Genomic DNA, 14,606 nt, shown 5'->3' with positions numbered 1-14,606 from the left:
CGAGTTCTTCGCCGACGCCGTGGGTGACGCCGTCGACCGCGTCGTGACCGACCTGGGTCGAGATCGCGTCCACGTGGTGGTGACGCTGCGACCACTCGACAAGATCGCGCCGTCGCAGTGGCAGCAGTACGTCCAGAACGGTTCGGTGTCGTCGTTGCGCCGGTGGCTGAAGAAGACGCTGCGCGAGGACGACCCGAACGGGTCGGGCTTCTGGCGACGGCACCGGCACGACGTCCTGGTCCAGCGCTGGGTCGACGTCGTCGGCCCGGACCGCGTGCGGGTGGTCGTCGTCGACGACGACCGCCGCTCGACACTGCTCCGGACGTTCGAGGCCATGGTCGGGCTCCCCGAGGGTGTCCTCGAGCCCGAGCCCGACCGGCTCAACCGCTCGTTGACCCTGCCGGAGGTGGAGCTCGTGCGCTCCCTCAACCGGGAGTTCCGCTCAAGGAGCTGGAGCCCTCGCGACTACCGGCACTTCGTCCGTGTCGGTGTCGCACGTGCGCTCAAGGCTCAGCCCCCCGATCCAGGCGCGCCCGGTCTCGTCCTGCCGCGGTGGGCGGTCGAGCGGCTGCGAGCGATCAGCACCGACGTCGTCGCCAACATCCGGGCGAGCGGCGTCGAGGTCGTCGGCGACCTCGACGCCCTGCGCGTGCCGCGCCCCGGCCGGGACACGCCCGACCGGATCCCCAAGACCGTCCCGGTCCCGAGCGACGTGGCCGCTCGGGCGGTCGCCGGTGCCGTCGAGGCCGCGATGCAGGAGCGCTCCGGGGTCGGGCTCCTGCGGCGCGCAGGGGTGCCGTCGCCCGCCGAGGTCGTCGACCGCGTCCTGCCCCGCGGGCTCCGCCGCTGAGCCCGAGCCGGGCTCCGTAGGATGAGGGCATGTCGAAGACGGTCCTCACCGCGGTCGCCTGGCCCTACGCCAACGGTCCGCGCCACATCGGTCACGTGTCGGGGTTCGGAGTTCCTTCCGACATCTTCTCGCGCTACCACCGGATGATGGGTGACCGGGTCTTGATGGTCTCGGGCACCGACGAGCACGGGACCCCGATCCTCGTCCAGGCCGACGCCGAGGGTGTCACCGCACGCGAGCTGGCCGACCGCTACAACCGCGTGATCGTCGACGACCTCGTCGGGCTGGGGGTCTCGTACGACCTGTTCACCCGCACGACGACCCGCAACCACTACGCGATCGCGCAGGAGGTCTTCGCCGGCCTCTACCGCAACGGCTACGTCGTTCCCCGGCTGACGACCGGGGCGATCTCCCCGTCGACCGGCCGGACGCTCCCCGACCGCTACATCGAGGGCACGTGCCCGATCTGCGGGTACGACAGTGCGCGCGGCGACCAGTGCGACAACTGCGGCAACCAGCTCGATGCCGCCGACCTCATCGACCCGCGCAGCCGGGTCAACGGCGAGACGCCGGAGTTCGTCGAGACCGAGCACTTCTTCCTGGACCTGCCCGCGCTCGCCTCCGCGCTCGCCGACTGGTTGAAGTCGCGCTCCGACTGGCGCCCCAACGTCCTGCGGTTCAGCCTGAACCTCGTCGACGACCTGCGTCCGCGGGCCGTCACGCGAGACATCGACTGGGGCGTGCCTGTCCCGCTGGAAGGCTGGTCGGACCGCAACGACAAAAAGCTGTACGTCTGGTTCGACGCGGTCATCGGCTACCTGTCGGCCTCGGTCGAGTGGGCGGTGCGCTCCGGTGACCCGGAGGCGTGGCGCGAGTGGTGGACGAACCCAGACGCCGAGTCGGCGTACTTCATGGGCAAGGACAACATCACGTTCCACGCCCAGATCTGGCCGGCGCTGCTGCTGGGCTACCGCGGTCTCGGCGACAAGGGTGGGGAGGCTGGTCCGCTCGGCGAGCTCCAGCTGCCGAGCGAGGTCGTCTCCTCGGAGTACCTGACGATGAGCGGCTCCAAGTTCTCGACGAGCCGCGGCACGGTCATCTATGTCCGCGACTTCCTTCGCGACTTCGGCCCCGACGCGCTGCGCTACTTCATCGCCGTCGCCGGGCCGGAGAACCAGGACGCCGACTTCACGTGGGAGGAGTTCGTCCGACGGACCAACTTCGAGCTCGCCAACGAGTGGGGCAACCTCGTCAACCGCTCGGTCTCGATGGCCCACAAGAACTTCGGAGAGATCCCGACGCCAGGCGCACTGACCGACGTCGACCAGGCTCTCCTCGACGCGGCCGCGGCCGCCTTCGACACCGTCGGTGACCACCTGGCGCGGAGCCGCTTCAAGCAGGCCGTCGCCGAGGCGATGCGCGTGGTGACCCTCGCCAACCGCTATCTCTCGGACATGGAGCCGTGGAAGCTCAAGCAGGACCGTGAGCGTCAGGCGACCGTGCTGCACACCGCCCTCCAGATCGTGGCCGACGCCAACACGCTGCTGACCCCGTTCCTCCCGCACGCGGCGCAGCGGGTGTTCGAGACGCTGGGCGGCACCGGAGTGTGGGCGGCACAGCCCGAGGTCCGCGAGGTGCGAGACGACCTGCCTGCCGACCCGATCGGGGTGGGCGTGCCCGAGATGGGCGTCAGCTATCCCGTCATCACCGGTGACTACACCGCCGAGCAGGCGGTGTGGCGCCGGACCGAGATCGTCGCGGGGACGCCCTTGGTCAAGCCGACGCCGCTGTTCGCCAAGCTCGACCCCTCGCTGGCGGAGACCGGCCCGGAGTGGGCGCCCATCGTCCGAGAGGAAGCACCCGCGTGAGCCGTGACGGAGAGCGGCCGCCGCTGCCGGAGCCGCTCCCGCGCCCGGTGGCCGACAGCCACTGCCACCTCGACATGGACGACTCCGCCGAGCAGCTCGCGGTCGTCGACGCGGTCGACCGTGCCCGCCAGGTGAATGTGACACGGATCGTCCAGATCGGGTGCGACCTGCCCGGTGCTCGGTGGGCGGTGAAGGCAGCCGAGTCCCACGACTCCGTCGTCGCGGGTGTCGCGCTCCACCCCAACGAAGCGCCTCGGCTGGCGGCCGAGGGGCGGCTCGACGACGCCCTCGCCGAGATCGAGTCGCTGGTCGTCTCGAGTCCGCGGGTGCGCGCCGTGGGGGAGACCGGGCTGGACTACTACCGGACCGGTGAGGACGGCCGTACGGCGCAGCACGCGTCGTTCCGGGCTCACATCGCGATGGCCAAGGAGCACGACAGAACCCTCGTCATCCACGATCGCGACGCCCATGCCGACGTGCTCGCGGTGCTCGACGAGGTGGGGGCTCCCGAGCGGACCGTCATGCACTGCTTCTCGGGGCACGCCGACTTCGCTCGGGCGTGCGTCGAGCGGGGCTACTGGCTGTCGTACTCCGGGACGCTCACGTTCAAGAACGCGCAGCCGGTCCGCGACGCGCTCGCCGTCACCCCGATGGACCGCGTCCTGGTCGAGACCGACGCTCCGTTCCTCACTCCGACGCCCTACCGGGGCCGTCCGAACGCCTCCTACCTGGTGCCGACGACGGTGCGCGCGATGGCCGCCGTCCTCGGAGCCGAGCTCGAGGAGCTGTGTGAGGCGATCGACACCAACACCGATGCTGCGTTCGGCGGCAGCTGGGGCTGAGGCGCTCTCGCGAGACGAAACCACAACAAGGTAAGTTCCTTGGTGGACTGTGACTCAGGCCACGGGGGGTTGGGTTTCACGTCACGATCTGGTTACTCTGCCGAGAGTTTGTGTCCCGACCCCCGAGGGAGCTTCGTGCGTACCCGCCTTGCACTCACCACCGTGAGCGCTGTCGTCGTCGCCGCTATCGTGGCCGGCGTTCTCGCCTTCACCGTGCTCAACAAGACCGTCACGCTCAGCGTGGACGGCAAGGAGACCACGGTCCGCACCTTCGGTGGCACCGTCGCCGACGTCCTGGACGCCGAGGGCATCGACCTCGGAGAGCGTGACGTGGTCCTCCCCGCGGCCGACGCCGACATCGAGGACGGCACCAAGGTCGCCGTCCGCTACGCGCGCAAGCTCGTGCTCACCGTCGACGGAGCGGCCAAGACCTACTGGACGACCGCTCTCCGCGTCGACGAGGCGCTCGACCAGCTCGGCATCCGGCCGCACGCGGCCGCGGAGCTGTCGACCAGCCGCTCGGCCGTGGTGCCCCGCGACGGTCTCGCGCTGACGATCACCAGCCCCACCAAGATCCGGCTCGTCGCCGACGGCACCCGCCGCGCGCCCTTCACGAGCGGCGCGACCGTCAAGGACGCCCTCGCCGGACTCGGCATCACGCTCGGCGAGCTCGACGAGGTGACCCCGCGTCTCGCGGCGAAGGTCACCGACGGCATGCGGGTGCGTGTCGTGCGTGTCGCGAAGGTCGTCCGCACCAAGACCGAGAAGGTCGCGTTCACCACCAAGGTCCGCGAGGACGACTCGATGGCCGCCGGCAAGACCAAGGTCGTCCGCGAGGGCAAGCCCGGCACCGCCAAGGTGACGTACGAGATCGTCCGCGCCGACGGCAAGGTCCGCAGTCGCAAGGAGGTCAAGCGGGTCGTCGTGACTGCGGCCCGTGCACAGGTCGAGCGCCACGGCACCAAGCCGTCGACGCCGTCCATCGACCCCGGCAGCGGCTCGGTCTGGGACCGTCTGGCCAAGTGCGAGTCGGGCGGCAACTGGAGCATCAACACCGGCAACGGCTACTACGGCGGCCTCCAGTTCAACCTCGGCACCTGGCGTGCGTACGGCGGCCAGGGCTACCCGCACGAGAACTCGCGCGAGCAGCAGATCGCCGTCGCTACCAAGCTGCGCGACGCCAACGGCGGCAGCTACGGCAGCTGGCCGCACTGCGCGGCGCAGCTCGGGCTCCCGACCTGAGCGGCGACGTACGCCTCCTCGGCCAGGGTGACGTCCGCGCCCTCGCCGAGGAGCTCGACGTCGTGCCGACGAAGCGTCGAGGCCAGAACTTCGTCATCGACGCCAACACGGTCCGCCGGATCGTGCGGGTCGCGGGCGTGGGGCCCGACGACGTGGTGCTCGAGGTGGGGCCTGGTCTGGGATCGCTGACGCTGGCGCTCCTCGAGGCGGCGCGGCGCGTCGTCGCGGTCGAGATCGACGAGCGCCTGGCTGAGGCGTTGCCGTCGACGATCGCCACCTACGCGCCGAGCCGCTCGGCCGACGTCGACGTGGTGCACGCCGACGCCCTTCGGGTGCACGAGCTCCCCGGTCCCGCGCCGACGGCGCTGGTCGCGAACCTGCCCTACAACGTCTCCGTCCCGGTGCTGCTGCACTTCTTCGAGCACGTGCCGTCGATCGAGCGCGGGCTGGTGATGGTCCAGGCCGAGGTGGCCGACCGGCTGACCGCCGGCCCCGGCTCCAAGACGTACGGCGTGCCGAGCCTCAAGGCGTCGTGGTACGCCGACGTCCGCCCTGCGGGTCGGGTCGGTCGCACGGTGTTCTGGCCGGCGCCCAACGTCGACTCGGGTCTCGTCGCGTGGACCCGCCGCGAGCCGCCCCGAGACGCCGACCGACGGCAGGTGTTCGCCGTGGTCGACGCCGCCTTCGCCCAGCGCCGCAAGACGTTGCGGGCCGCGCTCGCGGGGATCGCCGGCGGTGCCGACCGCGCCGAGGCTGCGCTGCTGGCCGCCGGAGTGCCGCCGCAGGAGCGGGGAGAGCAGCTCGACCTCGCGGCGTTCGTCCGCATCGCGGCCGCCCTGGAAGCAGCCCCCGAGGCCCCGGCAGCCGGACGGTAGGTTGATCCGGTGCGAACGACGACCGTCCGGGTTCCGGCGAAGATCAACCTGTGCCTCGGCGTGGGACCGCGGCGTGATGACGGCTACCACCCGCTCGCGACGGTCTACCAGGCCGTGGACCTGTGCGACGAGGTGCGGGCCACGGAGGTCGAGGACGGCGCGGTGACCGTGAGCGTGCAGTTCGCCGGCGACGAGCGTCGCGAGCAGGCCCCCGTGCCGACGGGACCCGACAACCTCGCGGTGAAGGCCGCCTGCGCCCTGCGTGACGCCTTCGGCGTCGAGGCCGGGGCCGGTCTCGCCATCCGCAAGGCCATCCCGGTCATGGGAGGAATGGCAGGCGGGTCGGCGGACGCGGCGGCCGCCCTGGTCGCGTGTGACGCGTTGTGGGGTACGAAGGCGACCCGTGGCGAGCTCGAGGAGATCGCGGCGACGCTCGGCTCGGACGTCCCCTTCCTGCTGCACGGTGGGACCGCGCTCGGCGCAGGGCGCGGCGAGGAGGTCAGCCCAGTCCTCGCGCGCGGCCGCTTCCACTGGGTCTTCGCGATCGCCGACCGGGGCCTCTCCACGGCCGAGGTCTATGCCCGGTACGACGAGATGCACGCCGAGTCCCCGCCGCCGGCGCCTCACGTTCCGCAGGCCCTGCTCACCGCGCTCGCAGCCGGTGATGCGGCTGCGCTCGGCAACGCTCTCTCGAACGATCTCCAGAAGGCCTCCCTCGACCTGCGACCTGAGCTGTCGCGTGTGCTCGAGGTCGCCGGGGAGGCCGACGCTCTCGGCGCGCTGGTGTCCGGGTCGGGCCCGACCGTGATGGTCCTGGCCGAGGACCCCTCCCACTCGGAGGAGCTCGCGGGCCTGCTGCTCCGCAGCGGTGCCTGCGCCGACGCGGTCCAGGCGAGCGGCCCCGAGCCGGGCGCCCACCTGATCTGACCGCGCGACGAGGGCGACCGCCGTGCCCGAAGACTCCGCGCGGTTCTCGGGGCCCGAGAGCCGCCCCGTAGGCTTGCTCGAGTGACGCCGCCGCCAAATCTCGTGAATCTCGACGGGGTCGACAAGTCCCACGGCACCCGCACCCTGCTGGACTCGGTCAGCCTCGGGATCGCCGCCACCGACCGGATCGGTGTGGTCGGCCGCAACGGTGGCGGCAAGACGACCCTGCTCCGTGTCCTCTCTCGGATCGAGCCGCCCGATGCAGGCCGGGTCACCCATACGCGCGGGCTCGAGGTCGGCTTCCTCAACCAGCGTGACGACCTCCACGAGGCGCACACGCTCCGGGAGGCCGTGCTCGGGGGCAAGGCCGACCACGAGTGGGCCGCCGACGCGACGACGCGAGAGATCGTGACGGTGCTGCTGGCCGGGATCCCGTTGGACCGCATCGTCGAGGGTATGTCCGGCGGCGAGCGACGCCGCGCCTCCCTGGCCCGGCTCCTGCTCGGTCAGCACGATCTCCTCGTCCTCGACGAGCCCACCAACCACCTGGACATCGACGCCATCGCCTGGCTGGCCCGTCACGTGCGCCGGCGCGAGTGCGCCCTCGTGGTCGTCACCCACGACCGCTGGTTCCTCGACGAGGTCGCCACCCGCACGTGGGAGGTGCACGACGGCGTCGTCGACCAGTACGACGGCGGCTACGCGGCGTACGTCCTCGCGCGGGCCGAGCGTGACCGCCAGGCGGCGGCGACCGAGTCCCGCCGGCGCAACCTCGTCCGCAAGGAGCTCGCGTGGCTCCGGCGAGGTCCGCCAGCCCGCACGTCGAAGCCGAAGTTCCGCATCGAGGCCGCCAACACCCTGATCGCGGACGAGCCGCCGCCACGTGACCGCCTCGAGCTCGAGCGGTTCGCGACCCAGCGTCTCGGCAAGGACGTGTTTGATCTCGAGGACGTCTCGCTGGTGCGCGGAGACGCGCTGATCCTCGACCGTGCGACCTGGCGGCTCGGTCCCGGTGACCGGGTGGGGCTGGTCGGGCCGAACGGCACCGGCAAGACCTCGATCATGCGGCTCCTCACCGGCGAGGTCGCGCCTGACTCCGGCCGCGTGAAGCGCGGCAAGACCGTCACCGTGGCCTATCTCTCGCAGGCTCTCGACGAGATGGACCCCACTCAGCGCGTGCTCGACGCGGTGAAGGGACCGGAGCTCCAGTCCAGCACCCTCCTCGAGGGGTTCGGGTTCACCGGGGACCTCCTCACGGCGCGCATCGGCGACCTGTCGGGTGGCGAGCGACGGCGGCTCCAGGTGATGCGGATCCTCCAGGCTGAGCCCAACGTCCTGCTTCTCGACGAGCCGACCAACGACCTGGACATCGACACCTTGACCGTGATCGAGGACTACCTCGACCGGTGGCCGGGCACGCTGGTGGCCGTCTCGCACGACCGCTACTTCCTCGAGCGCGTCACCGACACGGTGTTCGAGCTGCCGGGTGACGGATCGATCCGCATGCTGGTGGGAGGAGTGGAGGAGTACCACCCGGGAGCGCCGGGGGCTCGGCGTACGTCGGGCGCCGACGCTGCGGCGTCGGTCTCCGCGGGCGCACCGTCGACCTCCCCACAGGCGGGCATGTCGGGAGCCGAGGAGCGCGCGGCGCACAAGGAGATGGCACGCATCGACCGCCGGTTGGCCCGGCTGAGCGAGCAGGCGTCAGCGGTTGAGAACGAGATGGCGGCGAACGCGACGGATGTCGGAAGGCTGACCGAGCTCCAGAAGCGGCTGTCGGAGATCGCTGGCGAGCGCGAGGAGCTGGAGTCGATCTGGCTTCAGCTCGCGGAGATGTTAGATTGAGGACTCCTTGAAAGATAGATTATCTACCTAATGGAGTGACAGTGTCTCAGCGCGAATCCGGCGAACGGTCGCATTCTCGGATCCGGTGGGTGCTGCCGATCGCGCTCGTGCTCCTGTGGCTGGTTCTCGGAGGGCTCGCCGGGCCCTTCGCCGGAAAGCTGTCGGAGGTCTCGGAGAACGACAACGCCGCCTTCCTGCCCGAGAGTGCGGAGTCGACCGAGGTCGCGGCGATCGAGGAGAAGTTCGCTCCCGAGTCCGTGCCGATCGTCATCATCTGGGAGTCGGACGGCCCGATCTCCGCCGAGGGTCGAGCGGCCGCCGCGCAGCAGCTCGACGCCGTGTCGAAGGTCGAGGGCATCGAGGGGCAGATCAGTCCACCGGTTCCCTCGGAGGACGGTGATGCCCTGTCGGGGTTCGTGCAGGTGGGTGCGTCGTACGAGGGTGACATCGAGACCGTCGTCGACGACATCCGCGGCGTTGTCGAAGAGGTGGACGGAGCCACGCCGTACGTGACCGGGCCCGGCGGGTTCGCCGCCGATCTCGGAGCGGCGTTCGGCGGCATCGACGGGATCCTGCTCGGAGTCGCGCTCGCCGTCGTCCTCGTCATCCTGCTGATCGTCTACCGAAGTCCGCTGCTGCCCTTCGCCGTGCTCCTCACGTCCGTCCTGGGGCTCGGTCTCGCCGCCTTCGTGGTCTACCAGCTCGCCGACGGCGGCGTGCTCGACCTCAACGGCCAGAGCCAGGGGATCATGTCGATCCTGGTAGTGGGTGCGGCGACCGACTACGCCCTGCTGCTCGTCGCGCGATATCGAGAGGAGCTGCGCGTCCACGACGACCGGTTCTCCGCGATGCTCGTCGCGTGGCGCCGTGCGCTGCGTCCGATCATCGCCTCCGGGAGCACGGTCATCCTGGGCCTGCTCTGCCTCCTGCTGTCCGACCTCACCTCCAACCGGAGTCTGGGGCCGGTGGCTGCCCTCGGCATCGCCGCTGCGATGCTGTCGGCGCTCACCTTCCTGCCTGCCGCCCTCGTCCTCCTGGGCAGGGTCGCGTTCTGGCCGTTCAAGCCGCACGTGGGCACGGCCAAGCCGGAGGAGTCAGGCGTCTGGGGCAAGGTCGCGGGCCAGGTCGAGCGACGGCCGCGCCGCCTCTGGGTCGGTGCGACCCTCGCACTCGTGGCCGCGGCGGCGTTCGTCCCGACCTTCAACGCGTCGGGCGTCTCGCAGAGCGACCTGTTCCTCGGTGAGGTCGAGGCGGTGCAGGGCCAGGAGGCGCTGGCGCGTCACTTCCCGGGCGGTTCGGGTTCGCCGGCTGTCGTGGTGGCTCCGGAGGACGACCTCGAGGAGGTCGTCAAGGTCGTCGAGGGCACCGACGGCGTGGCTTCCGCCATGCCGATGGCCGAGCGTACGAGCGGACCGCCGACGGGCGACGCCCCGCCTCCCATGGTGGTCGACGGGCGTGTCGTCGTCGAGGTCACGCTCGAGGACGCGGCGGACAGCCACGCCGCCGAGGAGACGGTCCGGACCTTGCGCGACGAGCTTCACGAGCTGGGCGACGACGTCCTGGTCGGCGGCTCCACGGCACAGCAGGTCGACGGCAACGACGTCGCGGAGCGCGACCGGACGGTCATCATCCCGGTCGTCCTCGCGGTCATCCTGCTGGTCCTGATCCTGCTGCTGCGGTCGGTGCTCGCCCCCGTGCTGCTGGTCGCGACGACGGTTCTCAGCTTCTTCTCGACGCTGGGGGTGGCCGGCCTCGTGTTCACCCACGTGTTCGGGTGGGAGGGCGCCGACCCGTCCGTCCCTCTCTACGCGTTCGTGTTCCTCGTCGCGCTCGGGATCGACTACAACATCTTCCTCATGACACGAGTGCGGGAGGAGTCTGCCCGACGGGGCACGCGCCAGGGGATCCTCCATGGGTTGGTGGTCACCGGTGGCGTGATCACGTCGGCCGGGATCGTGCTCGCCGCGACGTTCTCCGCACTGGCGGTGATCCCGATCCTGTTCCTCGCGCAGCTGGCGTTCCTGGTCGCCTTCGGGGTCCTGCTCGATGCGCTCGTCGTACGTTCGCTGCTCGTTCCGGCGCTGTCGTACGACATCGGCTCGCGGATCTGGTGGCCGAGCGCGCTGCAGCGCCGCCGGTGACGCCGTCGGCCGGGGTGCGCGGGCAGCGCCCCGGCCGACGGGCTCACCTGCTGACGTCGAAGGGAAGCAGCAGTCCCCTCAGCAGGGCCACCAGGTGTCCCGTGTCATCGCCTCCGAGAGACGCGAGCAGCTGACGCTCGCGCTCCAGCAGTGCCTCCAGCGCCGCGTCGACGGCGGCTCTGCCCGTGCTGGTCAACCTGACCTGCACCCCGCGGCGGTCGACGGGGTCGGGGAGGCGCTCGACGAAGCCACGAGCCGCCAGCCGGTCGATACGGTTGGTCATGGTGCCGCTGGTCACGAGGGTCTCGCGCAGGAGCTGACCGGGAGACAGCTGGTACGGCTCGCCGGAGCGTCGCAGTGCAGACAGCACGTCGAACTCCCACGTCTCGAGGTCGTGGTCCGCGAAGGCCTCACGCCGGGCGAGATCGAGGTGCCGGGAGAGCCGGGACACCCGGCTCAGCACCTCCATGGGGTCGACGTCGAGGTCGGGGCGCTCGCGTCGCCACGCAGCGACCAGCCGATCCACCTCATCGTCCACCTCTCCAGCGTACCGTCGAGATTCTCGACATCGAGAGTTCGCGCACGCCGACGCGCCGGGGTGACCCACATGTCAATAAGGGTTGACGCCTGCCAACTGCGTCAATTACGGTTGACAGCATGTTCGACGCCGACCCGCTGACCGACTCTGATCCCGCCGTGGGCCTCCGTGCGGTCCGTGCGCTCCGCGAGCTCGCCGACCGTCTCGAGCGCCTCCAGGTGGAGCGCGCGCGAGCCCTCGGGTGGTCGTGGCAGCAGATCGCCGACGCCCTGGGTGTCTCGAGGCAGGCGGCGCACAAGAAGCACGGCGGCGAGGACCGAGAGGGGAAGGGCTGACATGTTCGAAAGATTCGCGGCAGAGGCGCGCTCGGCGGTGGTCGATGCGCAGGAGGAGGCACGCGAGGCAGGGGACCGCCGCATCGAGCCGGTCCACATCCTCGGGGCGCTGGTGAGGCGGGGTGCGGACGACGGGCTGCTGGCACGCCACGGGGTGACCCACGAGGCAGTGCGCCGAGAGATCGTGCGAGGGGGTGGCGGTGCGCTCGACGCGGAGGCGCTGGCGGCCGTGGGTGTCGATCTCGACGCCGTCCGCGCCCAGGCCGACACGACGTTCGGTGAGGGTGCGCTCGAGCGTGCCGGAGGGCGGAGCCGAGGACATCTCCGGTTCACCCGTGCCGGCAAGAAGGTGCTCGAGCGTGCGCTGAGAGCGACGGTCGCGGGCCCCGGACGTGAGATCGGGACCGTGCAGCTGCTGGCGGGTGTCCTCTCGGTCGACGACGCGCGGCTCGCGGCGGTGGTCTCGGCGGTGTGCGACGATCCTGACGCCCTCCGGGCCGACGTCGACCGCGCCGTGGCGGGCTGGGCGGCCTGACGTGGCGCAGTGGGACCCCGCGCTGTACCTCGCGTACGAGTCCGAGCGCGCGCGGCCGTTCGTCGACCTGGTCTCCCGGATCCCGACCGAGCCCCGCGCGATCGTCGACCTCGGGTGCGGACCAGGCCACCTGACCGCCGTGCTGAGGGGCCGGTGGCCGGCCGCGACCATCCTGGGGGTCGACTCCTCTCCCGAGATGGTCGAACAGGCGCGGCGTGAGAACGCCGATCCCGCAGTGGGCTACGAGCTGGGCGACATCGCGGCATGGTCTCCCGCGGACCCCGTCGACCTGGTCGTCTCCAACGCCGCGTTTCAGTGGGTGCCTGACCAGCTCGAGGTCGTGCCACGACTGCGTGAGCACGTCGCCCCCGGTGGGGTGCTGGCCTTCCAGGTCCCCGACAACCACCAGGAGCCGAGCCACGTCCTGCTTCGAGAGCTCGCCTCGCAGGACCCCTACGCGGAGCATGCCGCTGGGCTGGCGGAGGCGCGCGGTGTCTCACCCCGCACCTACCTCGAGCTGCTCGTCGACGACGCCTGGGAGCTCGACGTCTGGGGCACCACCTACCTCCACCTGCTCCCGGGGGAGGACCCGGTGTTCCGGTGGATCTCCGGGACCGGCGCGCGTCCGGTGCTCGAGGCGCTCCCGGAGGGCCTGCGCGGTCGCTTCGTGGAGGACTACAAGGCGGCGTTGCGCTCGGCGTACCCGAGGGAGGGGTACGGGACGGTGCTTCCGTTCCCGAGGACCTTCGTCGTCGCGAAGCGGCGCTAGGGCTTCGGTGCGTCGCGGAAGAGGGTCGGCTCGGCCTCGAGGTTGGAGAGCCCGTTCCAGGCGAGGTTGACGACGTGGGCGGCGACGATGTCCTTCGTCGGCCGGCGCGCATGGAGCCACCACTGGCCTGTCGTGGAGACCATGCCGACGAGCATCTGGGCGTACATCGGCGCCAGCCTGGCCTCGTACCCGCGTCGTTTGAACTCTCCGACGAGGATGTCCTCGACGCGGCTGGCGACGTCACCGATGATGCTCACGTAGGACCCGGTCGGCGAGCCGACCGGCGCGTCTCGCACCAGGATCCGGAACCCGTCCGAGCTGGTCTCGATGTAGGTGAGCAGGGCGACCGCCGCCGCCTGGAGGAGCTCGCGGGGCCCGCCTGTGGTGAGAGCGGCGCGCATCATGTCGAGGAGCGTGCGGACCTCGCGGTCGACGACCACCGCGTACAGCCCTTCCTTGCCGCCGAAGTGCTCGTACACGACCGGCTTGGACACCGACGCCCGTGAGGCGATCTCCTCGACCGTCGTCCCGTCGACCCCACGGTCGGCGAAGAGCGTCCGAGCGATCGCGATCAGCTGCTCGCGCCGCTCGGCAGCCGTCATCCGTCTGCTGCCCTTGCGCTTGGCGTCCGGGGCGGGGTTCTTGGCCACTCTCGGCATTGTGCCCTACGTGACGTCAGCGCAACCTCGGCGCGCTCCTCGAGGGCGATGCCCGGAATCTCAACGTCCGGTGCATCTCCCGAATGGCGCGAGATTCTCCACTATCCAGGGCCTAAGCAAGCGCTTAGTCACCACCGACATAGCACGTCACAGAACTTCTTCTAGTGCTCTTGTCCAGGTTGTGATCGGGCGTTAACGTCCCGTTCACCTCGCGGTCTCCCCGGTCGTTCCGGGGCATCCCTGGGCCGCGGAACCGATGGGAGACCGATGATGTTCAGACCACTTGTGCTCCGGCTCGTGACCTTGTTCGCGGCCGTGGCCCTGCCCTTGGTGGGCGCGACGGCTCCGACCGCGACCGCCGCCGACAACCCGTACGAGCGGGGCCCTGCCCCGACGGCTTCGAGCGTGCTCGGCAACGGGTCGTTCGCGGTCAGCACCACCTCGGTGTCGCGGCTGAGTGCCTCCGGCTTCGGGGGCGGCACGATCTACTACCCCACGTCCACCAGCGCCGGGACGTTCGGCGGAGTGGTTCTCGCTCCGGGCTTCACGGCGACGTCCGGGTCGTACGCCGGGCTCGCGCGCAGGGTCGCGTCGCACGGCTTCGTCGTGTTCGCGATCGACACGAGCTCGACGCTCGACCAGCCCGCCAGTCGGGGGCGCCAGATCCTCACAGCACTCGACTACCTCACCGAGCGCAGCTCGGTGAGGTCGCGCGTCGACGCCACCCGGCTCGCGGCCTCCGGCCACTCCATGGGCGGCGGCGGCACGTTGGAGGCAGCGAACTCGCGGCCCACCCTCAAGGCGGCCGTTGCGCTCCAGCCGTGGAACACCGACAAGACCTGGCAGGGGATCCGGGTCCCGACGATGATCATCGGTGCCCAGAACGACTCGATCGCCGCCAACAGCTCCCACTCGATCCCGTTCTACAACAGCCTGACCGGGGCACCTGAGCGGGCGTACGGCGAGCTGCGCGGGGAGAGCCACCTCGCCGCCAACACCAACCCCGACTGGCAGGGCCGCCTGATGGTGACCTGGCTCAAGCGCTACGTCGACTCCGACACGCGGTACTCGCAGTTCCTGTGCCCCGCGCCTACCTCGACGGCGCTGTCGGACTACCGGAACTCCTGCCCCGACTGACCTCACGGCGGATCGCAGGAGGAGGCGGCCGGGCACGGTGGAC

General features: G+C 70.8%; 14 protein-coding genes. 12 read left to right on the top strand and 2 right to left on the bottom strand.

The annotated features are described in order from the left end of the window. From PV363_RS08990 to PV363_RS08955, 8 genes are all read left to right on the top strand, one after another. Positions 1 to 850, top strand: an 850-nt coding sequence (locus PV363_RS08990) for a hypothetical protein (RefSeq protein WP_301022158.1), incomplete at its 5' end; no start/stop codon positions are given. Positions 851 to 879: 29 nt separating this feature from the next. Next, positions 880 to 2,718: a methionine--tRNA ligase gene (gene metG, locus PV363_RS08985; RefSeq protein WP_220343599.1), complete on the top strand. Its 1,839-nt coding sequence runs from the start codon at positions 880 to 882 to the stop codon at positions 2,716 to 2,718. Then, on the top strand, positions 2,715 to 3,560 hold the full coding sequence (locus PV363_RS08980) for a TatD family hydrolase (RefSeq protein WP_301022157.1): 846 nt from the start codon (positions 2,715 to 2,717) through the stop codon (positions 3,558 to 3,560). The genes metG and PV363_RS08980 overlap by 4 nt, the downstream gene beginning before the upstream one ends. A 162-nt stretch (positions 3,561 to 3,722) precedes the next feature. Continuing rightward, positions 3,723 to 4,802, top strand: a complete 1,080-nt coding sequence (locus PV363_RS08975) for a resuscitation-promoting factor (protein WP_301022156.1) — start codon at positions 3,723 to 3,725, stop codon at positions 4,800 to 4,802. Between the two features lie 62 nt (positions 4,803 to 4,864). Beyond that, positions 4,865 to 5,677, top strand: a complete 813-nt coding sequence (gene rsmA / locus PV363_RS08970) for a 16S rRNA (adenine(1518)-N(6)/adenine(1519)-N(6))-dimethyltransferase RsmA (protein ID WP_301022155.1) — start codon at positions 4,865 to 4,867, stop codon at positions 5,675 to 5,677. A gap of 9 nt (positions 5,678 to 5,686) precedes the next feature. After that, positions 5,687 to 6,604, top strand: a complete 918-nt coding sequence (locus PV363_RS08965) for a 4-(cytidine 5'-diphospho)-2-C-methyl-D-erythritol kinase (RefSeq protein ID WP_220346188.1) — start codon at positions 5,687 to 5,689, stop codon at positions 6,602 to 6,604. Positions 6,605 to 6,685: 81 nt separating this feature from the next. Further along, positions 6,686 to 8,449 carry an ABC-F family ATP-binding cassette domain-containing protein gene (locus tag PV363_RS08960; protein WP_220343602.1) on the top strand — a complete coding sequence of 588 codons (1,764 nt, stop codon included), beginning with the start codon at positions 6,686 to 6,688 and terminating at the stop codon, positions 8,447 to 8,449. Positions 8,450 to 8,538: 89 nt separating this feature from the next. Continuing rightward, positions 8,539 to 10,590: an MMPL family transporter gene (locus PV363_RS08955; protein WP_301022154.1), complete on the top strand. Its 2,052-nt coding sequence runs from the start codon at positions 8,539 to 8,541 to the stop codon at positions 10,588 to 10,590. Positions 10,591 to 10,633: 43 nt separating this feature from the next. Here PV363_RS08955 and PV363_RS08950 read toward each other — a convergent pair whose 3' ends face one another. Next, positions 10,634 to 11,128, bottom strand: coding sequence for a MarR family transcriptional regulator (locus PV363_RS08950; protein WP_220346190.1), 495 nt, complete (start codon positions 11,126 to 11,128; stop codon positions 10,634 to 10,636). 119 nt (positions 11,129 to 11,247) lie between these two features. Here PV363_RS08950 and PV363_RS08945 point away from each other — a divergent pair, with 119 nt between their 5' ends. Genes PV363_RS08945 through PV363_RS08935 form a run of 3 tightly spaced genes read left to right on the top strand, consistent with a single transcriptional unit; the run spans position 11,248 to position 12,767 of the window. Further along, the gene (locus PV363_RS08945) at positions 11,248 to 11,463 is read left to right on the top strand and encodes a helix-turn-helix domain-containing protein (RefSeq protein WP_220343604.1); all 216 of its coding nucleotides are present in this window, start codon (positions 11,248 to 11,250) and stop codon (positions 11,461 to 11,463) included. A 1-nt stretch (position 11,464) separates the two neighbouring features. Continuing rightward, on the top strand, positions 11,465 to 11,998 hold the full coding sequence (locus tag PV363_RS08940) for a Clp protease N-terminal domain-containing protein (RefSeq protein WP_220343605.1): 534 nt from the start codon (positions 11,465 to 11,467) through the stop codon (positions 11,996 to 11,998). A 1-nt stretch (position 11,999) separates the two neighbouring features. Continuing rightward, a complete protein-coding gene (locus tag PV363_RS08935) occupies positions 12,000 to 12,767 on the top strand; it encodes a methyltransferase domain-containing protein (protein WP_220366149.1) in 768 nt (255 codons plus the stop codon). Here PV363_RS08935 and PV363_RS08930 read toward each other — a convergent pair. Next, on the bottom strand, positions 12,764 to 13,369 hold the full coding sequence (locus PV363_RS08930; RefSeq protein WP_255559683.1) for a TetR/AcrR family transcriptional regulator: 606 nt from the start codon (positions 13,367 to 13,369) through the stop codon (positions 12,764 to 12,766). The two genes, PV363_RS08935 and PV363_RS08930, sit on opposite strands and share 4 nt — an antisense overlap. 327 nt (positions 13,370 to 13,696) lie before the next feature. Between PV363_RS08930 and PV363_RS08925 the strand changes: the two genes are divergently transcribed. Continuing rightward, on the top strand, positions 13,697 to 14,563 hold the full coding sequence (locus tag PV363_RS08925; protein ID WP_255559635.1) for an alpha/beta hydrolase: 867 nt from the start codon (positions 13,697 to 13,699) through the stop codon (positions 14,561 to 14,563). The last annotated feature ends 43 nt before the right edge of the window (positions 14,564 to 14,606 follow it).

Origin of the sequence: Mumia sp., from assembly GCF_028803055.1 — a bacterium.
GTDB lineage: Bacteria > Actinomycetota > Actinomycetes > Propionibacteriales > Nocardioidaceae > Mumia.
Note: the sequence above shows the minus strand (reverse complement) of the source record. Positions and strands in the feature narration are given on the sequence as shown.